The following is a 25,011-nucleotide window of genomic DNA, read 5'->3' as shown; positions in this document are numbered from 1 at the left end:
GTTTTCATTTTCAGGACACATCACGTTACCTTTTGCGTTAATCTGAAGAAGGTGAAACCGAGGCATGATGCCTTTCTCCATCATAAAAAACATCGCAAACAGGGAACGCATGGAAATTTTCTTCACAATACTCATCATGACCCTTGTGGTCTCGCTGTCGGGGGTATTTACGCGTGTATTACCCTTCCAGCTTCCTTTACCCCTTATGCAGATCGCCATTGGCGCGCTGTTGGCGTGGCCGACGTTTGGTTTGCATGTGGAATTCGACCCGGAACTCTTCCTGGTGCTGTTTATTCCGCCGCTGCTGTTTGCGGATGGCTGGAAGACGCCGACCCGTGAATTTCTTGAGCATGGACGAGAGATTTTCGGGCTGGCGCTGGCGTTGGTCCTGGTAACGGTCGTGGGAATCGGCTTCCTGATTTATTGGCTGGTGCCCGGCATTCCGCTGATCCCCGCCTTTGCGCTGGCCGCCGTGCTGTCGCCGACCGATGCGGTAGCGCTCTCCGGAATTGTGGGCGAGGGGCGTATCCCGAAAAAAATCATGGGCATTCTGCAGGGAGAGGCGTTAATGAACGACGCCTCCGGTCTGGTATCGCTGAAATTCGCCGTCGCGGTGGCGATGGGGACGATGGTCTTTACCGTCGGCGGCGCGACGCTGGAATTTTTTAAGGTCGCTATCGGCGGTATTCTGGCGGGTTTTGTGGTCAGTTGGCTGTATGGCCGCTCGCTGCGTTTTTTGAGCCGCTGGGGCGGCGATGAACCCGCGACGCAAATCGTCCTGCTGTTTCTGCTGCCCTTCGCGTCTTACCTGATTGCCGAGCATATTGGCGTCTCAGGCATCCTGGCCGCGGTTGCCGCCGGGATGACCATCACCCGTTCTGGCGTAATGCGCCGCGCGCCGCTGGCAATGCGTTTGCGCGCGAACAGTACCTGGGCGATGCTGGAATTTGTCTTTAACGGTATGGTCTTTCTGCTGTTGGGACTGCAATTGCCGGGGATTCTGGAATCTTCGCTGGCGGCGGCGGAAGCTGACCCGAATGTCGAAACCTGGATGCTCTTTACCGATATCGTGCTGATTTATGCGGCATTGATGCTGGTTCGCTTCGGCTGGCTGTGGACCATGAAAAAGTTCAGCCTGCGCTTTTTGAAGAAGAAACCGATGGAGTTCGCCAGCTGGACGTCGCGTGAAATTCTGATTGCCTCCTTCGCTGGCGTTCGTGGGGCGATCACCCTGGCTGGTGTGCTCTCTATACCGTTACTTTTGCCGGATGGCAGCGGATTTCCGGCGCGTTATGAACTGGTATTCCTGGCGGCTGGCGTCATTCTGTTCTCGTTGTTTGTCGGCGTGATCATGCTGCCGCTGCTGTTGCAACATCTGGAAGTCGCCGATCATGCGCAACAGTTGAAAGAGGAGCGTATCGCCCGCGCGGCGACGGCGGAGGTGGCAATTGTCGCCATTCAGAAAATGGAAGAGCGTTTGGCGGCGGATACCGAAGAAAACATCGATAATCAGTTGCTTACTGAAGTAAGCTCGCGTGTCATTGGTAACTTGCGTCGCCGTGCCGATGGGCGAAACGATGTCGAAAGCTCCATACAGGAAGAAAACCTGGAGCGACGTTTCCGTCTTGCCGCGCTGCGTTCCGAACGCGCCGAGTTGTATCATCTGCGCGCCACACGAGAAATCAGCAATGAAACATTGCAAAAGCTGCTGCACGACCTGGATTTGATGGAGGCGTTACTGATAGAAAATCAGTAGTCCTTGTGGCCCGGTGGCGCCATGCTTACCGGGCCTACAAGTAGGCCGGATAAGGTGCTTGCGCCGCCATCCGGCAAGGGTTTTAACCCATGGCTTACGGTTGTTTCAGCCAAAACCCTTCGCAACAGGTTAACCATGCCCGGGCGCTGTGCGACAGATACACGCCCTCTCGCCAAATCATGCCCAACTGCCAGCGGAGATCGCTTTCCAGCGGTAGCCAGCGCAGCGTGGCCTTATCCAGACGCTGACAAATCGGCTCCGGTAAAATGGCGATGCCGACGCCCGCTTGCACCATGGCGGCGAGAAAATCCCATTGCCCGCTGCGCACGGCAATCCGTGGTTTTACGTCATGCTGGCTAAATAAGGTCATCAACTGGCGGCTCAGGGCAAAGTCTTCGTTGTAGATAAGAAGAGGATGCTCCGCCAGTGCTTCAGGCGCGATGGAGTCGCAGGTTGTCCACTGACCGGAACGGGGAACCAGCACGCACAGCGGATGACTGAACAGCGATAACGTCGTTAGCCCGCTCGCTTCTTCCACCGGGAGCGCGGTCATCGCAACATCCAGCTCGCCATTCATTACCGCCTGCTGTACCGTCAGGCCGCCAAACTCCGAAATTTTGAGTTCAACGCCAGGGTAGCGTTGTCGAAACAAACTGATTGGCCCGGCCATCAACATGCCGACCATCGGGGGAATACCCAGCCGCAGCACGCCCTTATTGAGATGGTTAATATCGCTCAACTCGGCCTCTAACTGGCGAAACTCAGCGAGGATCGCCAGACCGCGTTCAAACACCACGCGTCCGGTATCGGTCAGCAATAACTTACGTCCGTCGCGGATCAGTAGCGTACAGTTAAGCTCATCTTCAAGATTTTTCAGCATCTTGCTAATGGTGGGCTGGGTGACAAATAACTTCTCCGCTGCGCGGGTGAAACTTTGCTGGCGCACCACCTCGACAAAATAACGCAGCGTTCTGATATCCATGATTATTCCTTCCGACTATGCCTGCAATGATTTTAATTCATTTCTGCCCGTGACGGAGGTTCTCTATACTGGCGCTCCGTATTATTTTTCAGGACATTCCCTCATGGCTGTGGCGATAAGCCGCGTTACGCCTGCCGTTGTGCAACGACTCCAGGTACCGGTTCAGGTACTGCTCTATGCAGGTTTATTCATTTTTTCCCAATATCTTGTCTCCTGGCTGCACCTGCCGTTGCCCGCGAATCTGGTCGGCATGGTACTTATGTTGGCGCTGATCGTTTGCCGGATTATTCCGCTTAGCTGGGTACGCGCAGGCGCACGCTGGCTGCTGGCGGAGATGCTGTTATTCTTTGTTCCCGCCGTCGTGGCGGTAGTGAACTATGCCCATCTGTTACTGGTGGACGGCTGGCGCATCTTCTCGGTGATAGCGATCAGTACCTTAATGGTACTCGGTGCGACGGCGTGGGTGGTGGATAAAGTGTATCGCTATGAGATGAGCAGGCTAAACCGTGAATAACGTTCAGTTAAGCGTACTGTGTCTGGTGATTACACTGGGGATTTACTTCGCCAATAAGCGTCTGTATCGCCGTTTTCGCAAACTGCCGTTGATGCCATTAGTGTTGACGCCAGCACTGCTGGTGTTAATGCTGGTGTTCGGTCATATCTCCTGGCAAAACTATATTGGTGAATCGCACTGGCTATTGTGGCTGCTCGGCCCGGCGACCATTGCCTTTGCGGTGCCGGTGTACGATAACCTCGCGATTATCAAACGTCACTGGATGTCGCTCACCGCGGGCGTAGTGACGGCGACGGTGGTGGCGGTCACCAGTTCCGTTTGGCTGGCGCGTCTGTTCACGTTATCGGATGAGATTCAGCGTAGTCTGGCGGTACGTTCCGTTACTACGCCGTTTGCGCTGGCGGCGGCAGAACCCCTGGGCGGGCAGCCGGATCTGGTGGCGCTGTTCGTGGTCGTCACTGGCGTGTTTGGCATGGCGGTCGGCGACGCGCTATTTTTGCGTCTCTCTATCCGGGAAGGCATGGCAAAAGGGGCAGGATTTGGCGCGGCGTCACATGGGGCGGGCACGGCGCGTTCCTATGAACTTGGTCAGCAGGAGGGTGTCGTCGCCAGTCTGGTAATGATGCTGTCCGGCGTGGTGATGGTGCTGGCAGCCCCGCTGGTGGCGAGGGTAATGTTCTGATTTTCCTCCGACCCACAGGGCCGGAGGAAACGGTAAGATTAATGCGCACGCCCTTGTTGTACGCCGAATCCCGTTTGGGAGCGGATAAACTGAGCGCGGAACTGCTCACGTTCACGGTTGCCTTCTGCCGAGTTATCGGTGGCCGAGAAAAACCAGATCCCCAGGAACGCCACGCTGATAGAGAACAGCGCCGGATACTCATACGGGAAGATCGCTTTTTCGTGGCCGAGGATCTGCACCCAAATGGTAGGGCCAAGAATCATCAGCACCACCGCTGTCAGTAAACCTAACCAGCCGCCCAGCATAGCGCCGCGCGTGGTCAGTTTTGACCAGTACATGGAAAGCAGAATGATAGGGAAGTTGCAGCTCGCGGCGATAGCAAACGCCAGGCCCACCATAAAGGCGATGTTCTGATTTTCAAACAGGACGCCGAGGATAATGGCGATCACGCCCAGCACCAGGACGGTGATTTTCGACACCTTCAGTTCTTCACGTTCGGTTGCGCCTTTGCGGAACACGTTAGCGTACAAATCATGCGACACCGCCGATGCGCCCGCCAGCGTCAGACCGGCAACCACCGCCAGAATGGTGGCAAACGCCACTGCCGAAATAAAGCCGAGGAACAGGTTGCCGCCTACCGCGTTGGCCAGATGCACCGCCGCCATGTTATTGCCGCCAATCAGCGCGCCCGCCGCATCTTTATAGGCGGGATTCGCCCCCACCAGCATGATAGCGCCGAAGCCGATAATAAAGGTCAGAATGTAGAAATAGCCCATAAAACCGGTGGCGTAGAACACGCTCTTGCGCGCTTCGCGGGCATCGCTGACCGTAAAGAAACGCATCAGAATATGCGGCAATCCGGCGGTGCCGAACATCAGTCCCAGACCCAACGACAACGCCGAAATCGGATCTTGCACCAACCCTCCTGGGCTCATAATCGCCGTGCCTTTCGGGTGTACCGCCATGGCTTCGGTAAACAGATTATTGAAGCTAAAGCCGACGTGTTTCATCACCATAAAGGCCATAAAACTGGCACCAAACAGCAACAGGACGGCTTTGATAATTTGCACCCACGTTGTCGCCAGCATCCCGCCGAACAGCACGTACATCATCATCAGCACGCCGACCAGCACCACGGCGATGTGATAGTTGAGGCCGAACAGCAGTTCAATCAGTTTACCGGCGCCGACCATTTGGGCGATGAGATAAAGCGCTACCACTACCAGGGAGCCACAGGCCGAAAGAATACGGATTGGCCCCTGTTTCAGGCGATAAGAGGCAACGTCAGCAAAAGTATAACGTCCCAGATTACGCAGGCGCTCGGCAATCAAAAACAGGATGATTGGCCAGCCGACAAGGAAGCCCAGCGAATAGATCAGCCCGTCATAACCGGAGGTAAACACCAGCGCGGAAATGCCGAGAAATGACGCGGCGGACATATAGTCGCCGGCAATCGCCAGCCCGTTCTGGAACCCGGTGATATTGCCGCCTGCGGTGTAGTAGTCGCTACGGGAACGTACGCGTTTAGAGGCCCAGTAGGTAATACCGAGCGTAAACACGACGAAAATCAAAAACATGATAATCGCCTGCCAGTTGGTGGGCTGGCGTTCAACCGCGCCGCTAATGGCATCCGCCGCATGAGCGGCGAAGGGGAGTGCGGCGGCAAGCGCCGTCAGAACTCTCTTCATAATGCTTTCACCTCATGCAGTACGGCGTTATTAAGACGATCGAATTCGCCGTTCGCCCGCCAGATATAAATTCCGGTCAACACAAAAGAAATCACAATCACCCCGACGCCAATGGGAATTCCTCGGGTGACGCTGGTTCCCGCATGTAGAGGCGTGCCCAGCCAGCCAGGCGCGAAGGCGATCAGTAAAATAAAGCTGATATAAACCGCCAGCATGATAACCGACAGAATCGTGGCAAACCGTTGCCGTTTTTCGACTAATTCCCTGAAACGCGCACTGTCTTCTATCCGCTGATAAATTTGGTCATTCATCACAGAGCTCTCCAGAGGTCCCCCTGCGTCTTTCGCGCTACAGGCGCGTTGGCCGCACTCGCGCGCCCCAGCCACATAGTGAACTATGCTGCTGAGGATGTGCTCGCTTGCCGCCTTCCTGTAACACGAAATCCTTTGGGGGAGGTTTTTTTATATTTCCCTCTCCCGGTTTGAGAGAGGGCAGGGGTAGGGTCGTAGGCCGGATAAAACGCATTCGCGTTGCCATCCGGCATTTATGGTTATGACGGCATCGCGATGGCCTGCTTCTCTTCGAGCAGTTTCTCCACCACGCCAGGATCGGCGAGAGTCGAGGTATCGCCCAGATTGCTGGTATCGCCCGCCGCGATTTTGCGCAAAATGCGGCGCATAATTTTGCCGGAACGGGTTTTTGGCAGTGAGTCGGTCCAGTGCAGCACGTCCGGCGTCGCCAGCGGGCCAATCTCTTTACGTACCCAGTTGCGCACCTCCGCGTACAGTTCTGGCGACGGCTCCTCGCCGTGGTTGAGCGTGACATAAGCGTAAATCGCCTGGCCTTTGATAGCGTGTGGAATACCCACCACCGCCGCTTCGGCGATCTTCGGATGCGCCACCAGCGCCGATTCGATTTCCGCCGTACCCAGACGGTGGCCGGAGACGTTTAACACGTCATCCACGCGACCGGTGATCCAGTAATAGCCGTCTTCATCGCGACGCGCGCCGTCGCCGCTGAAATACATATTCTTAAAGGTAGAGAAATAGGTCTGCTCAAAACGTTCATGATCGCCGAACAGAGTGCGCGCCTGGCCCGGCCAGGAATCGGTGATGACCAGATTGCCTTCCGTCGCGCCTTCTTGCGGATGACCTTCGTTATCCACCAGCGCAGGCTGTACGCCAAAGAAAGGACGGGTGGCGGAACCGGCTTTCAGTTCGATAGCGCCCGGTAGCGGCGTGATCATAAAACCGCCTGTTTCAGTCTGCCACCAGGTGTCGACGACCGGACATTTTTCCTTGCCGATCTTCTTCCAGTACCATTCCCACGCTTCGGGATTGATCGGCTCGCCGACGGAACCCAGAATGCGTAGTGAAGAGCGGTCGGTGCCTTCAATGGCTTTATCGCCTTCCGCCATCAGCGCGCGGATGGCCGTTGGGGCGGTATAGAGAATGTTGACCTGGTGTTTGTCGACCACCTGGCACATGCGAGCGGGCGTTGGCCAATTCGGCACGCCTTCAAACATTAAGGTGGTCGCGCCGCAGGCCAGCGGGCCATACAACAGATAGCTGTGCCCCGTCACCCAACCCACATCGGCGGTACACCAGTAAATATCGCCAGGGTGATAATCAAAGACATACTTAAAGGTGGTCGCGGCGTAGACCAGATAGCCGCCGGTGGTGTGCAGCACGCCTTTCGGCTTGCCGGTGGAGCCGGAGGTATAAAGGATAAACAGCGGATCTTCGGCATTCATCGCTTCAGGCTGGTGCTCAGGGCTGGCTTTTTCAATCAAATCGCGCCACCACAGGTCGCGGTCTTCTTGCCAGTCAATGTCGCTGCCGGTGCGCTTCAGGACGATCACATGCTCAACGCTAGTGACATTCGGGTTTTTCAGCGCGTCATCGACATTCTTTTTCAGCGGGATACTGCGTCCGGCACGTACACCTTCGTCAGCGGTGATCACCAGCCGCGAGCTGGAGTCGATAATGCGTCCGGCGACGGCTTCCGGCGAGAACCCCCCGAAGATCACCGAATGCACCGCGCCGATGCGGGCGCAGGCCAACATTGCCACCGCCGCTTCCGGCACCATCGGCATATAAATCGCTACCACATCGCCTTTTTTAATGCCCAGATCCAGCAGTGTATTCGCGAAACGGCAGGCATCGCGATGCAGTTCGCGATAAGAGATATGTTTACTCTGCGACGCGTCATCGCCTTCCCAGATAATGGCGGTGCGATCGCCATTTTCCTGCAAATGGCGGTCAAGACAGTTCGCCGCCAGATTTAGCGTGCCATCCTCGTACCATTTAATCGACACATTGCCTGGCGCAAAGGAGGTGTTTTTCACTTTTTGGTACGGCGTGATCCAATCGAGAATTTTTCCCTGTTCGCCCCAAAACGTATCGGGGTCGTTAATAGACTGTTTATATTTAGTCTCATACTGCTCTGGATTTATCAGGCAACGATCCGCAATGTTGGCGGGAATGGCGTGTTTATGTGTTTGGCTCATGCTGTTGTTCTCCTTGTGGGATGTTAATAATATGTCGCATAAACGTTAAATGTAGGGTCTTAATAAGTTTTGTTTAGTATTTGGGCGACAGATCACGCAAAAAGGGAACTGTGCAAATAAGCAGCAATCTATTTTTTGATTGTGTCCCGCAAAATTAGATAAATTTTCGGGATAACATGACGTTATATGAAATTTTTTAAAAAAGTGATCCGTGTCCGGAAATCAGAAAAGAGAGGGAGTTTTGTCCAGGTTACTAACTCTAAAGTGGTATTTTACATACACTTACAATTGATTAAAGACAACATTTTAAGTGTGGTTATTTGTTACACATAGAGGAGATCAATGTAATAACAGTATTTGTGCGGTTGCTGTTATGGAAAACGATAAAAAATCGCCATTAAAGATAATGGCGCAATCTGGATGAGACCTCTATGGCAAGGAAAACACTACGCGCACGCCGTTTCTTCAGCCTTATATTTCCTTTTTTCTTCATTACCTCTGTTTACGCTGAGCAAACGCCTGTATCCGCAAAAACCGTTACTGTTGAAGCGAAAAATGAAACGTTCGCGCCTCAACACCCCGACCAATATCAGTCATGGAAAGCGACGTCAGAACAGTCTGCCCGTGAAGATGCGCTGGCGGAAGACCCTCGTCTGGTGATCCTGTGGGCGGGCTATCCCTTCTCCCGTGATTACAACAAACCACGCGGCCACGCGTATGCGGTAACTGACGTGCGCGAAACGCTGCGTACCGGCGCGCCAAAAACGGCGGAAGACGGCCCGCTGCCGATGGCCTGCTGGAGCTGTAAAAGCCCCGATGTCGCGCGCCTTATCCAACAAGAAGGCGAAGACGGCTACTTCCATGGCAAATGGGCGCGCGGCGGCCCGGAAATTGTCAACGATTTGGGCTGTGCCGACTGTCATAACACCGCGTCGGACGATTTCGCCCAGGGGAAGCCCGCGTTAACGTTGTCGCGCCCCTATGCTGAACGGGCGATGGAGGCTATCGGCAAACCGTTTGATAAAGCGGGACGATTTGATCAGCAATCGATGGTCTGCGGCCAGTGCCACGTGGAGTACTACTTTGACGGTAAAAACAAAGCCGTTAAGTTCCCGTGGGATGAGGGCATGAAGGTCGAAAATATGGAGCAATACTACGACGCCATCGCCTTCTCTGACTGGACTAACTCTCTGTCGAAAACCCCGATGCTCAAAGCGCAGCACCCGGAATATGAAACCTGGAGCGCGGGCATTCACGGTAAGAACAACGTGACCTGTATCGACTGCCACATGCCGAAAGTACAGAACGCCGAAGGCAAGCTCTACACCGACCATAAAATCGGCAACCCGTTCGACAATTTCGCGCAAACCTGCGCCAACTGCCACACCCAGGACAAAGCGTCCCTGCAAAAAGTGGTCGCCGAGCGTAAACAGGCGATTCATGACCTGAAAATCAAGGTTGAAGATCAGCTGGTACATGCGCACTTCGAAGCGAAAGCCGCATGGGATGCGGGGGCGACAGACGCGGAAATGAAACCGATTCTGAACGATATTCGCCACGCGCAGTGGCGTTGGGATCTGGCGATTGCGTCACACGGTATTCATATGCATGCCCCGGAAGAAGGTCTACGGATGTTAGGCAGTGCGATGGATAAAGCCGCGGATGCCCGTACTAAACTGGCGCGACTGCTGGCGACCAAAGGCATTACCCATGAAATTCCGCTGCCGGATATTTCGACGAAAGAGAAGGCGCAGAAAGCGATTGGTTTGAATATGCAACAAATCAACGCGGAGAAGCAGGACTTCCTGAAAACGGTCGTACCGCAGTGGGAAGATCAGGCGCGTAAAAACGGTCTGTTAAGCCAATAACCTCACATGTGACAAATTTGCCGGATGACAGCGCAAGCGCTTTATCCGGCCTACAGAAGTCTTGTAGGCCTTAAAGCTGCGCGCCATCAGGCATTATGTAATGGAGTGAATATGAGCGTATTACGTTCGTTATTAACTGCTGGGGTGCTGGCGTCAGGCCTGTTCTGGAGCCTGAGTGGAATTACTGCCACGCCAACGCCGCAGGAGTCGGATCAACGCTGGACGGTCACCCAGCAGCGTAATCCGGATGCTGCCTGTCTGGACTGTCACAAGCCGGACACCGAAGGTATGCACGGTAAACATACGGGCGCTATCAACCCGAACAATAAATTGCCGATAACCTGTACCAACTGCCACGGTCAACCGTCGCTTCACCACCGTGAAGGGGTGAAAGATGTGATGCGTTTTAACGACCCGATGTATACGGTAGAGCAGCAGAACAGCGTCTGTATGTCCTGCCACTTGCCTGAACAACTGCAAAAAGCGTTCTGGCCGCACGATGTTCATGTTACTAAAGTGACCTGCGCCAGTTGCCATTCCCTGCATCCGCAGCAAGACACGATGCAGACGCTAAACGAGAAAGGGCGGATCAAAATATGCGTGGATTGCCACAGCGATCAGCGTACTAACCCGCACTTTAACCCGGCGTCCGTTCCGTTGCTTAAGGAGCAGCCATGAGTTGCACCCGACGTCAATTTATTACCCGCGTCGGTGCGCTGGCGGCGGTCAGTGGGATGGCAGGACGCGTTGTAGCGAACACGTTGAATATTAATGGCGTGCGTTATGGCATGGTACACGATGAGTCATTATGCATCGGCTGCACGGCCTGCATGGATGCCTGTCGGGAAGTCAACAACGTGCCGGAAGGCGTATCGCGCCTGACGATTATTCGCAGCGAGCCGCAGGGGACGTTTCCGGAGGTGAAATATCGCTTTTTCCGCCACTCGTGCCAGCACTGCGACCATGCCCCCTGCGTTGACGTCTGCCCGACGGGGGCATCATTCCGCGATGCCGCCAGCGGTATTGTCGATGTGAATCCGGACCTTTGCGTCGGCTGCCAGTACTGCATTGCCGCGTGTCCCTACCGCGTGCGCTTTATCCATCCGGTCAGTAAGACGGCGGATAAATGCGATTTCTGCCGGAAAACCAACCTGAAAGCGGGCAAACAGCCCGCCTGCGTTGAGTCATGTCCGACGAAGGCGCTGACGTTTGGTAATCTGGACGATCCCAACAGCGATATCTCCCGTTTGTTGCGGCAAAAAACTACCTATCGTTACAAGCTGGCGCTGGGCACAAAACCGAAGGTCTACCGCGTTCCCTTTAACTATGGGGAGGTGAGCCAATGACATCCGCTTCTGCATTTCATTTTGCATCACTGGTGTGGGACTGGCCCATCGCCATCTATCTGTTCCTGATTGGCATCTCTGCCGGACTGGTTACGTTGGCGATTCTGCTGCGCCGCTTCCATCCTGAGGCGGGCGGTTCGGACAGCACGCTGCTGCGCACTACGCTGGTGTTAGGGCCGGGGGCGATTATTCTTGGTCTGCTGATTCTGGTCTTCCACCTGACGCGCCCGTGGACCTTCTGGAAACTGATGTTCCACTACAGCTTTACCTCGGTGATGTCGATGGGGGTGATGCTGTTCCAGTTGTACATGGTGGTGTTAGTACTGTGGCTGGCAAAAATCTTTGGAAAAGAGGTGATTGCCCTGCAACAGCGTTGGCTGCCGCGTTTAGGGATCGTGCAGAAAGTGTTGGCGCTAATAACGCCGTTTCATCGCGTGCTGGAGACGTTAATGCTGGTACTGGCGGTTCTGCTCGGGGCGTACACCGGGTTTCTGCTGTCGGCGCTGAAATCCTATCCGTTCCTGAATAACCCGATCCTGCCGGCGCTGTTTCTGTTCTCCGGCATCTCCTCCGGCGCGGCGGTGGCGCTGATCGTTATGGCGTTACGCCATCGTAGCAACCCGCACAGCACCGAGGCGCGCTTTGTACATCGCATTGAAACCCCAGTGGTATGGCTGGAGATCTTCCTGCTGGCGGCCTTTTTTATCGGGCTGGCGCTGGGCGATGACGGCAAAATGCGCGCGCTGGCGGCGGCGCTGGGCGGCGGATTCTGGAGCTGGTGGTTCTGGCTCGGCGTCGTAGGGCTGGGATTGATTATCCCGCTGCTGCTGAAAACCTGGGCAAATCGTAGCGTCACGTCTCACGGCGTGCTGGCCGTTTGCGGCGCCAGTTTGACCGGCGTGCTGCTGCTGCGCTTTTTCATTCTTTATGCGGGACAGCTAACGGTTGCATAATCTGGACATCTTCCTTCCTGAAGCCGGATTTCTGGCGCTGTTGTTGAGTCTCGGGGTCAACGTGTTGACCCCGCTGGCGACGTGGTGCGGGATGGGGCGGCACTGGCGTGGCGTCATGCGCCTGACGACCTGCGGCGCGTGGACGGCGTTCACGCTGCTGCTACTGGCGTTTGCGATTCTGGTTAGCTGTTTTCTGACCAGCGATTTTTCGGTCGTTTATGTTGCGCAGCATAGCCATAGTCAGTTGTCATGGGGACTACAACTGGCGGCGGTATGGGGCGGTCATGAAGGCTCGCTCCTGCTGTGGGCGCTGCTTCTTTCGGGGTGGACGGCGCTATTCGCCTGTCGCTCCCGGCATGAATCTGACGCGCTTTTTCCGCTGACCCTGAGCATCTTGTCCCTCATTATGGCCTCGCTGCTGCTATTTATTGTGCTGTGGTCCGATCCGTTCCTGCGTATTTTCCCTCCCGCCATGGAAGGGCGCGACCTTAATCCCATGCTGCAACATCTGGGGCTGATCTTACATCCGCCGCTGCTCTATCTGGGTTATGGCGGCCTGATGACCGCGGCGAGCGTAGCGCTGGCTTCGCTACTGTGCGGCGGCTTTAACGCGGCAACCGCCTGGGTTTGCTGGCGCTGGGTGTTACCCGGCTGGTGCGCTCTGACGCTGGGGATCATTCTCGGATCGTGGTGGGCGTATTGCGAACTGGGCTGGGGCGGCTGGTGGTTCTGGGACCCGGTGGAAAATGCCTCGTTGTTGCCGTGGCTTGCCGCCAGCGCCTTGCTGCACAGTCTGTATGTCAGCCGCCAGCGCGGGAGCTTCCGTCACTGGTCGTTGCTGCTGGCGATACTGACGCTGATCCTCTCGTTGCTGGGAACGCTGATTGTGCGTTCCGGCATTCTTGTTTCGGTACATGCCTTTGCGCTGGATAACGTGCGCGCGGTGCCGCTGTTTATCCTTTTTGCCGCGTTAAGTCTGGCATCGCTTGCTCTGTACGGCTGGCGGGCGCGGGAGCCGTATCCGGCGACGCGTTTGGACGGCGGAAAGTGCGAAACGCTCATTCTGGCGACGTTGCTGCTCTTTAGCGCCGTCTTGTTGATCGTGCTGGTCGGGACGCTCTACCCCATGATTTATGGTTTGATGGGCTGGGGAAGGCTTTCGGTGGGCGCGCCCTATTTTAATCGCGTCACGCTGCCGTTTGGCCTGCTGATGCTGGTAGTTATCGTGCTGGCGACAATCAGAAGCCGCAAAGTCTCTGTGCATCGTCAGCTTCCGGCATTGCTGGCGCATACGGGCGTATTTATCTTCGCCGCCGGGATCATGGTTTCCAGCGGCAGTCGGCATGAAATCAGCCTTAACCTCAGCCCCGGTCAGCAGGTGGTACTGGCGGGCTACATTTTCCGCTTTGAGCGTCTGGATCTGGAAGCCAAAGGCAACTACACCAGTGAAAAAGCGCGGATCACGTTGTGGCGGAATGAAAAACGCATTGGCAGCCTGCAGCCTGAAAGGCGCTTCTATGCCGCGCGTCATCAACAGATGATGGAGCCGGGGATTCACTGGAACCTGCTACATGACTGGTACGCAGTGATGGGCGAAAAAACCGGACCGGATCGTTACGCCATGCGCTTATACGTGCAGACCGGCGTGCGCTGGATCTGGGGTGGGGGATTGTTGATGGTGTGTGGCGCGCTGCTGAGCGGATGGCGGGGGAGGAAGCGTGATGCGTAAATTACTCACAGCGTTGCCGGATGGCGGCGTAAACGCCTTATCCGGCCTACAGGATGCGCAAACCGTAGGCCGGATAAGCGTAGCGCCATCCGGCAGAAAGTTTTTACTCTTAACGATCGTCCTGTTTTTAATCACCTTCGCCACCCACGCCCAGGTGGTGGATACCTGGCGCTTTGACAATCCACAACAGCAGGAAAAAGCGCTGTCTATTGCCAGTCAACTGCGCTGTCCGCAGTGTCAGAACCAGAATTTGCTGGAATCCAATGCGCCCGTGGCGGTCAGTATGCGCCATCAGGTTTACAGCATGGTGGCCGAAAGTAAAAGCGAAGCGGAAATCACCGCCTGGATGACCGACCGTTATGGTGATTTCGTACGCTACAACCCGCCGTTGAATGAGCAAACGCTGCTGTTGTGGGCGCTGCCGTGCCTGCTGTTATTGCTGGTGGGCGTGGTGGTCTGGCGGGCGAGAAAGCGTCAGCACGCAGAAGAGGGGGAACAATGAGCCAGTCTGAACACTCCACTGCGCCGTTACGTCCCATGCCCGTAAAGCGTCTGGCGGCTGCGGCGGTGTTGATGGTGGCTGCCTGTATCGGCGGCTATCTGTTGACGCCGAAATGGCAGGCTGTGCGTAGCGAGCAACAGCGTCTGGCCGATCCGCTACGTGACTTTACGAACCCGCAAACGCCAGAGGCGCAGCTTTCCAGGCTGCAAGAAAAAATACGCGCCAATCCGCAGGATAGCGAGCAATGGGCGCGGCTGGGCGAGTATTATCTCTATCGCAATGCGTATGACAATGCGCTGCTGGCATATCGTCAGGCGTTGCGTCTGCGAGGCGATAACGCGCAGCTTTTCGCCGCGCTGGCAACGGTGTTGTATTACCAGGCCGGGCAACATATGACGCCTGCGACGCGTGAAATGATTAATAAAGCGTTAGCGCTGGATGCGACAGAAGTGACCGCGCAGATGCTGCTGGCGGCCGATGCGTTTATGCAGGCGGATTATGCGCAAGCCGTGTCGCTGTGGCAAACCTTACTGGACGCTAACTCGCCGCGAGTGAACCGCGCGCAGCTGGTAGAGGCCATTAATTTGGCTAAATTGTTACAAAATCGGCAGAAATAATTTTTTCTTTTTTGTGACTTTTGTCATGTGTGCTGTTTAAAAAAACGGCGAATGAGACACAAGTAAAAATTAATTACCTCAGTGTATTATTCGTTTTTGACGAAGTAAAAAACTTTCCATAACAAATAGTTATTCATCATTAACGCCATAAACTCGCGTTATTATGCATAAAAACAGCCAAAAGCCCTGTTATGAAAGGGTTGCGCAAGACGCTATGCAAATGATACTGATTATGCGCGTTAAAAAACTCTACAAACCAACGCAACACAAATCATACCCTTTCAGTATGTATTGCTCTCATGCTTTCGGCGGAGAGCAACGCTTCATCGAGGAAGTCTGTTGTTATGAAAAATTTGAAAGTCAGCCTGGCCTGGCAAATTTTGCTGGCTATGGTGCTGGGCATTCTGTTGGGCAGCTATCTGCATTATCACAGTGACAGTCGTGAATGGCTGATTGCCAACCTGCTGTCGCCTGCTGGCGATATCTTTATCCACCTGATTAAAATGATCGTAGTGCCGATCGTGATCTCGACTCTGATTGTCGGCATCGCCGGCGTTGGCGATGCGAAACAGCTAGGCCGTATCGGCGCCAAAACCATTCTCTATTTTGAACTGATCACCACGGTGGCGATTATCCTCGGCATTACGCTGGCGAATGTCTTTCAGCCAGGCTCAGGCATTGATATGTCGCAACTGGCGACCGTCGATATTTCGAAATACCAGAACACCACGGCGGAAGTACAAAGTCATGCGCATGGGCTGATGGGGACGATACTGTCGCTGGTGCCGACCAATATCATCGCATCGATGGCCAAAGGGGATATGCTGCCAATTATCTTTTTCTCGGTCCTGTTTGGGCTGGGGTTGTCGTCCCTGCCGGCAACGCACCGCGAACCGCTGGTGACGGTATTTCGTTCCATCTCTGAAACCATGTTTAAAGTCACCCATATGGTGATGCGCTATGCGCCAGTGGGCGTTTTTGCGCTGATCGCCGTCACGGTGGCGAATTTTGGTTTCGCGTCGCTGTGGCCGCTGGCGAAACTGGTGCTGCTGGTACACTTTGCCATTATCTTCTTTGCGCTGGTGGTGCTGGGCATCGTGGCGCGCCTGTGCGGGTTAAGTATCTGGATTCTGATTCGCATTCTGAAAGATGAATTGATTCTGGCGTACTCGACCGCCAGCTCCGAGAGCGTGCTGCCGCGCATTATCGAGAAGATGGAAGCTTACGGCGCGCCAGCCTCTATCACCAGTTTCGTGGTACCGACCGGTTACTCATTTAACCTCGACGGCTCCACGTTATACCAGAGCATCGCCGCCATTTTTATCGCGCAGCTATACGGTATCGACCTGTCGCTGTGGCAGGAAATTGTACTGGTGCTGACGCTGATGGTGACGTCGAAAGGGATTGCCGGCGTGCCAGGCGTTTCCTTCGTGGTGTTACTGGCGACGCTGGGCAGCGTGGGCATTCCGCTGGAAGGGCTGGCGTTTATCGCCGGTGTCGACCGTATCCTCGACATGGCGCGTACTGCGCTAAATGTGGTGGGGAATGCGCTGGCGGTGCTGGTGATTGCCAAGTGGGAACACAAGTTTGACCGTAAAAAAGCGCTGGCCTATGAGCGCGACGTACTGGGGAAATTTGATAAGACCGCCCAATAACGGATTGCCGGATGGCGCTTTGCTTATCCGGCCTACAGAGAAAGAAAATGTAGGCCGGATAAGGCGTTCACGCCGCCATCCGACAACCTGCTCCGGGTTGCCTGATGGCGCTACGCTTATCAGGCCTACAACGACTACGTTCATCAGGCAATAAACATCAGCCATTTGTTAGCGTTTCGAACTCTTCGCAACCGGTATCAAACCCTTCCAGACAGCTTAGATTCAACCAGTGCAACGCCTTCTGCTTGTTCTTTTCAATAAAGCCCGGTTCACCGTTTAAAAACATCATTCCCGCCCAGTATTCTGAATAGCCGGTACGGGAAATGGCGGAACTGCGTTTGAAATACCAGGCGGCTTTTTCATCATCGGCGGCAATGCCCACGCCGTTGGCGTAAATCAGGCCAAGCAACATTTGCGCATCCACCGCGGAGTCGTTATCCAGATCTTCAGAGGCCTTTTGCAGCAGCGAGATGGCTTTTGGGTAGTCCGGACGCCCGGCCTGGGTGTTGACCAGGATCCGCGCCAGCGTAATTTCGCCCGCTTTACTGCCCGCGTTAGCCGCCTTTTCAGCCAGCTTTTTCGCGTCGGGATAATCCAGGCTTACCGGATTAGTGATTTTGATTTGCGCCAGTAGCGCGCAGGCGTCGGCGTCGCCATTGTCGGCGGCTTTTTGCGCCCAGTATTCAGCTTTGTTCAAATCGCCATAGCTCAACCAACTGTCGGCCAGAAAATATTGCGCGCGTCTGTCACCTGCCTCTGCTGCCTGCAAATACTGGCTACCCGGCTCAGGATCTGCGGCATGGGCAAAGAATGTCATAAACAACATCAATGCAAGAAGTGGTTTCATTTTGAATTTTATTTAGGGTACGGAAAAGACAGTATAAAGAGATCGTATGGATAAAAAAACAGCCTCCGGGCGGAGGCTGTTATAGGGAAAATGCCTGATGGCGATGCTAATGCATCTAATCAGGCCTACAGTAGACGCAGGCCGAATAAAGCATTCTGATGCCGCCATCCGGCAGATCAACCCATTGCGCTTTCGCGCAGGCGGGTTTTCAGTTTGTTGTACTCATCAATCACATACTGCTCGGCGGCTCGCTGATCGGCGATCGGCTCAACGCGTACGGCGCAGTATTTGTACTCCGGCGTTTTGGTAATCGGGCTGAGGTTTTCAGTCACCAGCTCGTTACAGGCGCCAATCCACCACTGGTAGGTCATGTAAATCGCCCCTTTGTTCGGGCGATCGCTGACCTGCGCGCGGGTGATGATTTTGCCTTTGCGCGAATGAACCCACACCAGCGCTTCATCTTCAATGCCCAGACGCGCGGCGTCGGCGGTATTGATTTGCGCATAGCCCGGTTCATCGGCCAGCGCGGCCAGCGCCGCACAGTTACCGGTCATTGAGCGGCAGGAGTAGTGGCCGACTTCGCGCACCGTCGACAGTACCATCGGGTACTCTTCGGTGAGTTTATCGATAGGCGCTACCCAGTCGCAGGTGAAGAACTGCGCCAGACCGTTGGGGGTATCGAACTTCTCTTTAAAGAGGTACGAGGTTCCCTGATCGGCATCCGACGTGTCGCGGCACGGCCACTGGATATAGCCCAGCTCGCCCATTTTCTCGTAAGTGGCGCCGTAGAAATCCGGGCACAGATGACGCAACTCATCCCAGATCTCCTGGGTGTTGTTGTAGTGCATCGGATAGCCCATCCGGGTGGCGATTTCACTGATAATCTGCCAGTCGGTTTTCAGGTCCCACTTCGGCTCAACGGCTTTAAAGAAACGCTGGAAACCACGGTCAGCCGCAGAGAAGACGCCTTCATGCTCGCCCCACGAGGTGGAGGGTAAAATCACATCCGCCGCCGACGCGGTTTTGGTCATGAAGATATCCTGCACGATGACCAGTTCCAGATCCTCAAACGCTTTACGTACTGCAGAGAGTTCCGCATCGGTTTGCAGCGGATCTTCACCCATAATGTACGCCGCGCGCACTTCGCCATGCGCCGCACGGTGCGGCAGCTCGCTGATGCGATAGCCGGTATGCGCAGGCAGACTTTCTACACCCCAGGCTTTAGCGAACTTCTCGCGATTTTCCGGGAACTTAACGTACTGGTAGCCCGGATAAGTATCCGGCAGCGCGCCCATATCGCACGCACCCTGAACGTTGTTCTGGCCGCGAACCGGGTTAACGCCCGCGCTTGGCTTGCCGAGGTTGCCGGTCAGCATCGCGAGGCTGGTCAGTGAACGCACGGTTTCCACACCCTGATAGAACTGGGTGACGCCCATCCCCCACAAGATCGCTGCGCTTTTCGCGCTGGCATACATCCGCGCCGCCTGACGAATCTCCTGTGCGCTCACGCCAGTGATCTCTTCGACGGACTCCGGCGTATAGCCTTCGACAATCTTGCTGTACTCTTCAAAACCTTCAGTACGGCTGGCGACAAACGCTTTGTCGTACAGGTTTTCTTCAATAATGACATGCCCCATGGCGTTGAGCAGCGCGATATTCGAGCCGTTTTTCAACGCGATATGCATGTCGGCAATGCGCGCGGTTTCAATTTTGCGCGGATCGCAGACGATAATTTTCGCCCCGTTGCGTTTAGCGTTAATCACATGATTCGCCACGATAGGGTGGGAATCCGCCGGGTTATACCCGAAGACGAACACTAAATCAGTGTTATCAATTTCGTTAATCGCATTACTCATTGCGCCGTTACCGACCGATTGGTGCAGACCTGCAACCGATGGGCCGTGTCAGACGCGAGCGCAGCAGTCAACGTTATTGGTACCAATAACGGCGCGTGCGAATTTTTGCATTACATAGTTGGTTTCATTTCCGGTACCGCGAGAGGAGCCGGTTGTCTGGATTGCATCCGGACCGTACTTCGCTTTGATGGCGCTCAAACGTTCAGCGACGTAATTGAGCGCTTCATCCCAGGAAACAGATTCCAGTTTGCCGCCACGCTGGCGACGGATCATTGGGGTTTTCAGGCGCGGGGTCAGGATCTGGGTATCATTAATAAAATCCCAGCCGTAGTAGCCCTTCAGACACAGGGTACCCTGGTTGGTTTTCCCCTGCGCCGCCTCAGCCCGGACGATTTTGCCGTTATCGACCACCAGATTGATTTTGCAACCTGATGCGCAATACGGGCAAACCGTGACGACTTTTTTCATCGGTTTCGCTCCAGTTAATCAAATCGCGCATACGCGCTGTCGCCCTCAGTATGCATGTTTTATGCCACTTTTTTAGTATGGGCTTTCCCTGATATTACGGGCGAATTTTGTTCAAAACCCTGACGAAAAACAGGCTATCGTCAGTTTTGACGTGTCGAAAGAAAATGCCGCATGACATTTATTATGGGGAGAAACGCGGAGCGCAGGCCAGATAGGGCGGAGCCGCCATCCGGCAATCTGCTCTGCCTGAAGTGGGGGTTTTTAATAAATTGTCCGGATGGATAGACTCAAGGCCAGGGAACGCGTTGAGACTAACGCCAGGATAGAACGGGCCGCGGCAGGCAGTTCCATACCGCGGCCCGGCTTCAGAGGAGGCTGAAAAGGATTATCGCGGCAAAAATAGCGGCAATAACGAGATATTTCAGCGCGTAATAGAGAGTGCGGTTTTTCTTTTTCAGCCGTTGCCCGGCATCGCGTGCTGCGTGAACGTATTTAAAGATGCGATTAATCGCACCGGTGCGATCGTTCTCGTCGTTTGGCGAACTGGCGGCGGACATCAACGATGCGCCGACCCAGTGGTTTACGCTCTGCGCCCAGCGCCATTTCATTGGGCGCTCAATATCGCAAAAGAGGATAATACGCGTCTGCTCAGTTTTATTTTCCGCCCAATGAACGTAGGTTTCGTCGAAGATGACGGCTTCGCCGTCGCGCCAGCTATGGCGCTGTCGATCAACTTCAATAAAACAGCGGTCATCATTCGGTGTGCTTAATCCAAGATGGTAACGTACTGAACCGGCATAGGGGTCGCGATGTTTTCCCAGATAGGCCCCGGGAGGCAACTCGGCGAACATCGCCGCTTTGATAGAGGGGATGCTGTTGACCAGCTTTGTCGTTATCGGGCATAACGTTTCCGCCGACGGGTGGGCATCGGAATACCATTTAAGGTAAAACCGTTTCCAGCCGCGCTTGAAAAAGGTGTTGAATCCGGCGTCGTTATTGGACTGCGCGGCTTTTATGTGATGCTGAAGCCGTAGCGCCTCTTCACGAATCACCTGCCAGTTTTCCGTCAGCTTCTGCAGCTCTGGAAATGCCGTGGTATCAAAGTACGGCTGCTTTGCCGGTAACGTTGAGAAGCGAGTCATGAACATATTGATCGGCGCCATAAACGTCGAGTGGTCAAAGAGCTGACGGGAAAGCTTTTGTTTTTCCACCCCGCGTGAATGCGCATAAATGACGCTGATAATAAAAATACCGATAATGATTGCTGCGAACATAACGTCACTGTCCTTCTAAGAAAACCTCATCCCGGGATTTTCAGGCAACCCTCCCGGTGATGCCAAAGAGAAAAGTGTAGTTCGTTGACAATAAATTTACATTTATACAACTTAAAAGGGCCATTTTTGTTAAAGAAGCGAGTCAGCCCGTTTAATCTTTATCCAGGCTTGCCGACAGTAGAATTAAGATGGCTCCGCTACTTCACCCGGTGACGGTTGATTACGTTATGTCTTATCTCCCGATGACGGCTGCCAGATCACAATGCTTTCGTAAACCGAAAATGACTTTGCTTGTAACCTTCGCGAACATAAAAACGGTGTGCATCGCGGCGTTTAATATTTGTGGAAAGCTCCGTTAGCTCGGCGCCCGCCTGACGTGCTTCTTCTTCTGCCCAGGCCAGAAGCTGACTGCCAACTTTTTGTCCCCGCATCTGCGGTAATACCACCAGCTCCTGAATTTCGCCAATCCAGTTGGCATGATGGAGATGAAACTGCATATGCAGGCTGATCATGCCGACTACCTCTCCGTTGCGCAGCGCTAAACGATAATGAAAGTTGGGGTCCAGTAAATTAGCGGCGAACCCATCCCTGAAAGCCTGATAATCAAGCTCATCTTTAAGTAACTCACAGATAAGCGCGTAAACAGAATCGGTATCCTCTGTTGTCGCGTGGCGTAATTCACAGACTGGCATAATGTCCTCCCGATGCTTCATCAGGATCAACCATCTTTCGACAGACTGTAACAAACTACCGTCATTATTTATTCTATGACAGTTAAACGGCGGATAACGTGCAGCCAAAGATCACTCTGATGGCAAGGGGGAGGGCGAGCCTCCCGGGGAGTTAGGTGGCAGGCTGATGTTTAACCACGTTAATCATCCACGGCACACCGAAACGATCGCTGACCTTGCCGAAACCCTGCGCCCAGAAGGTCTCCTGCCAGTCCATTTCGATTTGCCCTTGTGCGGCAAGGTTATCAAACCAGCGCTTCCCTTCTGCTACATCCTGGGTATCAAGCACCAGCGTAAGGCCGGAATAATGCGCCGTTCCCGACGCGCTGGCATCACTCATCATGATATCGCTGCCGGCAATGCGCATGTTGGCGTGGGCGATAGCAGTATCGGGAAAGCGCATTCCTGACGGGCAGCCCTCTTCGTTATCCGCCGCCGAGGGGGGCATTTCACCGAAGCTGAGTTTATAAAGCAGTTCTGCGCCTAACGTTTGTTGATAATACGCGATGGCGTCGGCACAGTTGCCGGCAAAAGAGAGATAGGGACTTAACGGCATGATGGTTACCTCAGGTAAGAGATGCTCGTTAAGTGTAGTTCGAAATTGGCACAATATTGCCGGTGGCAGGGCCGCTCAGGCCCGGTAAGCGAGGCGCTACCGGGCAATGACACGGTAAATTAGTTCTTTTTCACGAACTCGGATTTCAGTTTCATCGGGCCAAAACCATCGATTTTGCAGTCGATGTTATGGTCGCCTTCAACCAGACGAATATTCTTCACTTTGGTGCCGATTTTCAGCATGGAAGAGCTGCCTTTTACTTTCAGATCTTTCACGATGGTGACGCTATCGCCGTCCGCCAGCAGGTTGCCGTTGGCGTCTTTGACAATCAGCTCATCGCTCTCCTGAGCGGGTTCCGCATCGTTCCATTCGTGAGCGCATTCCGGGCAGATGAACATGCCGTTATCTTCGTAGGTATATTCGGAGTTACATTGCGGGCAGTGGGGTAATGACATGTTGGTATCCTCAAAAAGTCAGCGGGGGCAAACGCGCCCAAAAATGGCAGATCGCCGAAAAAGGCCGCAATTATACACAAAATCCTTAGCGTTGTCGGGACTATTGCCGCTTTTATAAATGGGTCTGCGCCACGCCAGTCAGCAATGGTTTACACTCGAATAACCGCTTTTTTACTGTCACCACAGCGCATTAGGGCGTCCTTATTTACACCTTTTGACCGAATTGACATATATGTGTGAAGTTGATCACATATTTAAACCCTGTTAGGGTAAAAAGGTCATTAACTGCCCATTCAGGCGTCAACAGGTTCGGTTGTACAGTCCGTAACCGGACAGTGTAAGTAAACCTGCTACGCTTGTATGAGGGAGAGCGTTCGCGCCCCTCCCTCCGCTCGACGGCGACGCTGGCGCGGTATGCCAGTGCCCGCCGTATATAGCGCTACAGGGCTTAGCCTATGAGGACAGCTATGCTGAAAAGGAAAAAAATAAAACCGATTACACTGGGCGATGTGACCATCATTGATGATGGTAAACTTCGCAAAGCGATTACCGCCGCCTCGCTGGGCAACGCGATGGAGTGGTTTGATTTTGGTGTTTATGGATTTGTTGCCTACGCGTTGGGTAAAGTCTTTTTCCCCGGTGCCGATCCCAGCGTCCAGATGATTGCCGCGCTGGCCACGTTTTCCGTTCCCTTCCTGATTCGTCCGCTCGGCGGGTTATTCTTTGGTATGCTCGGCGATAAATACGGGCGCCAGAAGATCCTGGCGATCACGATTGTGATTATGTCGATCAGTACTTTCTGTATCGGGTTAATTCCCTCTTACGCGACGATCGGTATCTGGGCGCCAATACTGTTGTTGCTATGTAAAATGGCGCAGGGCTTCTCGGTTGGCGGGGAATATACCGGCGCGTCGATCTTTGTCGCGGAATATTCGCCGGATCGTAAACGCGGATTTATGGGAAGCTGGCTGGATTTTGGTTCCATCGCCGGGTTCGTGCTGGGCGCGGGCGTGGTGGTCTTAATCTCAACGATTGTCGGCGAGGAGAATTTCCTGGAGTGGGGCTGGCGTATTCCGTTCTTTATCGCCCTGCCATTGGGAATTATTGGTCTCTACTTACGCCATGCGCTGGAAGAGACGCCAGCGTTTCAGCAGCACGTGGATAAACTGGAGCAGGGCGACCGCGAAGGGCTGCAGGATGGGCCGAAAGTCTCCTTTAAAGAGATTGCCACCAAACACTGGCGGAGCCTGTTGTCATGTATCGGTCTGGTGATTGCCACCAACGTGACCTACTACATGCTGCTCACCTACATGCCGAGCTACCTGTCGCATAATCTGCACTATTCTGAAGATCACGGCGTGTTGATTATCATCGCCATTATGATCGGGATGCTGTTTGTGCAGCCGGTGATGGGGCTGCTGAGCGACCGTTTCGGTCGACGTCCATTTGTGATTATGGGCAGCATTGCGCTGTTTGCGCTGGCGATCCCGGCCTTCATCCTGATTAACAGTAACGTTATTGGCCTGATTTTTGCCGGTTTGTTGATGCTGGCGGTGATTCTGAACTGCTTTACCGGGGTGATGGCCTCGACATTGCCGGCGATGTTTCCGACGCATATTCGTTACAGCGCGCTGGCGGCGGCTTTTAATATCTCTGTATTGATTGCCGGTTTGACGCCAACGCTGGCGGCCTGGCTGGTGGAAAGCTCGCAGGATCTGATGATGCCGGCGTATTATTTGATGGTCATCGCGGTGATAGGCTTGATTACCGGTATTTCCATGAAAGAGACGGCCAATCGTCCGTTAAAAGGCGCAACGCCAGCGGCGTCGGACATCCAGGAAGCGAAGGAAATTCTGGGCGAGCATTACGATAATATTGAGCAGAAAATCGACGACATCGATCAGGAAATCGCGGAGCTGCAGGTCAAACGTTCGCGTCTGGTACAGCAACATCCGCGCATCGATGAATAAATTTCGCGCTTAAGGTTCGCTTAATCTCTCGCGGGCATACTCTCCTCCATACC

At 54.3% G+C, this 25,011-nt stretch carries 20 protein-coding genes and 2 pseudogenes; 12 read left to right on the top strand and 10 right to left on the bottom strand.

The features are described from left to right. Positions 1–109 precede the first annotated feature (109 nt). On the top strand, positions 110–1,756 hold the full coding sequence (locus OLG56_RS20140) for a Na+/H+ antiporter (RefSeq protein ID WP_000402189.1): 1,647 nt from the start codon (positions 110–112) through the stop codon (positions 1,754–1,756). A 94-nt stretch (positions 1,757–1,850) separates the two neighbouring features. On the opposite strand, the gene OLG56_RS20135 is transcribed toward OLG56_RS20140, so the two are convergent. Continuing rightward, positions 1,851–2,738 (bottom strand): LysR family transcriptional regulator, encoded by an 888-nt coding sequence (locus tag OLG56_RS20135; RefSeq protein ID WP_000354962.1) that lies wholly within the window; start codon positions 2,736–2,738, stop codon positions 1,851–1,853. 103 nt (positions 2,739–2,841) lie between these two features. On the opposite strand from OLG56_RS20135, the gene OLG56_RS20130 reads away from it, so the two are divergent. Continuing rightward, positions 2,842–3,252, top strand: a complete 411-nt coding sequence (locus tag OLG56_RS20130) for a CidA/LrgA family protein (RefSeq protein ID WP_000257347.1) — start codon at positions 2,842–2,844, stop codon at positions 3,250–3,252. Then, positions 3,245–3,934 (top strand): LrgB family protein, encoded by a 690-nt coding sequence (locus OLG56_RS20125; protein WP_001067096.1) that lies wholly within the window; start codon positions 3,245–3,247, stop codon positions 3,932–3,934. The genes OLG56_RS20130 and OLG56_RS20125 overlap by 8 nt, the downstream gene beginning before the upstream one ends. A 38-nt stretch (positions 3,935–3,972) precedes the next feature. Here OLG56_RS20125 and actP read toward each other — a convergent pair whose 3' ends face one another. From actP to acs, 3 genes are all read right to left on the bottom strand, one after another. Beyond that, positions 3,973–5,622, bottom strand: a complete 1,650-nt coding sequence (gene actP / locus OLG56_RS20120) for a cation/acetate symporter ActP (RefSeq protein ID WP_000832536.1) — start codon at positions 5,620–5,622, stop codon at positions 3,973–3,975. Beyond that, positions 5,619–5,933 (bottom strand): DUF485 domain-containing protein, encoded by a 315-nt coding sequence (locus tag OLG56_RS20115; RefSeq protein ID WP_000999620.1) that lies wholly within the window; start codon positions 5,931–5,933, stop codon positions 5,619–5,621. The genes actP and OLG56_RS20115 overlap by 4 nt, the downstream gene beginning before the upstream one ends. Positions 5,934–6,172: 239 nt before the next feature. Beyond that, a complete protein-coding gene (gene acs / locus OLG56_RS20110) occupies positions 6,173–8,131 on the bottom strand; it encodes an acetate--CoA ligase (RefSeq protein WP_023233001.1) in 1,959 nt (652 codons plus the stop codon). Positions 8,132–8,562: 431 nt separating this feature from the next. Here acs and nrfA point away from each other — a divergent pair, with 431 nt between their 5' ends. The 8 genes and pseudogenes from nrfA to OLG56_RS22410 form a co-directional block, all read left to right on the top strand. Next, entirely contained in the window at positions 8,563–9,999 is a 1,437-nt protein-coding gene (nrfA, locus tag OLG56_RS20105) for an ammonia-forming nitrite reductase cytochrome c552 subunit (protein WP_000101784.1), read from the top strand. Positions 10,000–10,110: 111 nt separating this feature from the next. Continuing rightward, positions 10,111–10,677, top strand: a complete 567-nt coding sequence (gene nrfB / locus OLG56_RS20100; protein ID WP_000115063.1) for a cytochrome c nitrite reductase pentaheme subunit — start codon at positions 10,111–10,113, stop codon at positions 10,675–10,677. After that, positions 10,674–11,345 (top strand): cytochrome c nitrite reductase Fe-S protein, encoded by a 672-nt coding sequence (gene nrfC, locus OLG56_RS20095; protein ID WP_001278026.1) that lies wholly within the window; start codon positions 10,674–10,676, stop codon positions 11,343–11,345. The genes nrfB and nrfC overlap by 4 nt, the downstream gene beginning before the upstream one ends. Beyond that, positions 11,342–12,298: a cytochrome c nitrite reductase subunit NrfD gene (nrfD, locus tag OLG56_RS20090; protein WP_061377180.1), complete on the top strand. Its 957-nt coding sequence runs from the start codon at positions 11,342–11,344 to the stop codon at positions 12,296–12,298. The genes nrfC and nrfD overlap by 4 nt, the downstream gene beginning before the upstream one ends. After that, positions 12,291–14,529 (top strand): annotated as a pseudogene (nrfF, locus tag OLG56_RS20085) (heme lyase NrfEFG subunit NrfF). Before nrfD ends, nrfF begins: the two are co-directional and overlap by 8 nt. Further along, entirely contained in the window at positions 14,526–15,146 is a 621-nt protein-coding gene (gene nrfG / locus OLG56_RS20080) for a heme lyase NrfEFG subunit NrfG (protein ID WP_000083224.1), read from the top strand. Before nrfF ends, nrfG begins: the two are co-directional and overlap by 4 nt. A gap of 344 nt (positions 15,147–15,490) precedes the next feature. After that, positions 15,491–16,801 (top strand): glutamate/aspartate:proton symporter GltP, encoded by a 1,311-nt coding sequence (gltP, locus tag OLG56_RS20075; protein ID WP_000793278.1) that lies wholly within the window; start codon positions 15,491–15,493, stop codon positions 16,799–16,801. Between the two features lie 4 nt (positions 16,802–16,805). Next, positions 16,806–16,882 (top strand): annotated as a pseudogene (locus OLG56_RS22410) (hypothetical protein); the annotation flags it as partial. 76 nt (positions 16,883–16,958) lie between these two features. On the opposite strand, the gene yjcO reads toward OLG56_RS22410, so the two are convergent. The 6 genes from yjcO to OLG56_RS20045 all read right to left on the bottom strand — a co-directional run bounded on the left by yjcO (position 16,959) and on the right by OLG56_RS20045 (position 22,988). Continuing rightward, positions 16,959–17,648 carry a Sel1 family TPR-like repeat protein YjcO gene (gene yjcO / locus OLG56_RS20070; protein WP_000803307.1) on the bottom strand — a complete coding sequence of 230 codons (690 nt, stop codon included), beginning with the start codon at positions 17,646–17,648 and terminating at the stop codon, positions 16,959–16,961. Between the two features lie 176 nt (positions 17,649–17,824). Further along, complete coding sequence (locus OLG56_RS20065; RefSeq protein ID WP_011233236.1) at positions 17,825–19,972, bottom strand: formate dehydrogenase H subunit alpha, selenocysteine-containing; 2,148 nt, start codon at positions 19,970–19,972, stop codon at positions 17,825–17,827. Positions 19,973–20,337: 365 nt separating this feature from the next. Beyond that, positions 20,338–21,246 (bottom strand): lipid A hydroxylase LpxO, encoded by a 909-nt coding sequence (lpxO, locus tag OLG56_RS20060; protein ID WP_000457035.1) that lies wholly within the window; start codon positions 21,244–21,246, stop codon positions 20,338–20,340. Positions 21,247–21,503: 257 nt separating this feature from the next. Then, positions 21,504–21,938 carry an aminoalkylphosphonate N-acetyltransferase gene (gene phnO, locus OLG56_RS20055; protein WP_001530527.1) on the bottom strand — a complete coding sequence of 145 codons (435 nt, stop codon included), beginning with the start codon at positions 21,936–21,938 and terminating at the stop codon, positions 21,504–21,506. Positions 21,939–22,089: 151 nt separating this feature from the next. Then, entirely contained in the window at positions 22,090–22,533 is a 444-nt protein-coding gene (gene yjdN / locus OLG56_RS20050) for a VOC family metalloprotein YjdN (protein WP_001131302.1), read from the bottom strand. Positions 22,534–22,652: 119 nt separating this feature from the next. After that, positions 22,653–22,988: a zinc ribbon domain-containing protein YjdM gene (locus OLG56_RS20045; RefSeq protein ID WP_000056482.1), complete on the bottom strand. Its 336-nt coding sequence runs from the start codon at positions 22,986–22,988 to the stop codon at positions 22,653–22,655. Positions 22,989–23,455: 467 nt separating this feature from the next. Between OLG56_RS20045 and proP the strand changes: the two genes are divergently transcribed. Then, positions 23,456–24,958 carry a glycine betaine/L-proline transporter ProP gene (proP, locus tag OLG56_RS20040; RefSeq protein WP_000919710.1) on the top strand — a complete coding sequence of 501 codons (1,503 nt, stop codon included), beginning with the start codon at positions 23,456–23,458 and terminating at the stop codon, positions 24,956–24,958. Positions 24,959–25,011: the final 53 nt, after the last annotated feature.

The sequence above is a fragment of the Salmonella sp. 2018103 genome (assembly GCF_026247685.1).
GTDB classification, from domain to species: domain Bacteria; phylum Pseudomonadota; class Gammaproteobacteria; order Enterobacterales; family Enterobacteriaceae; genus Salmonella; species Salmonella enterica.
Note: the sequence above shows the minus strand (reverse complement) of the source record. Positions and strands in the feature narration are given on the sequence as shown.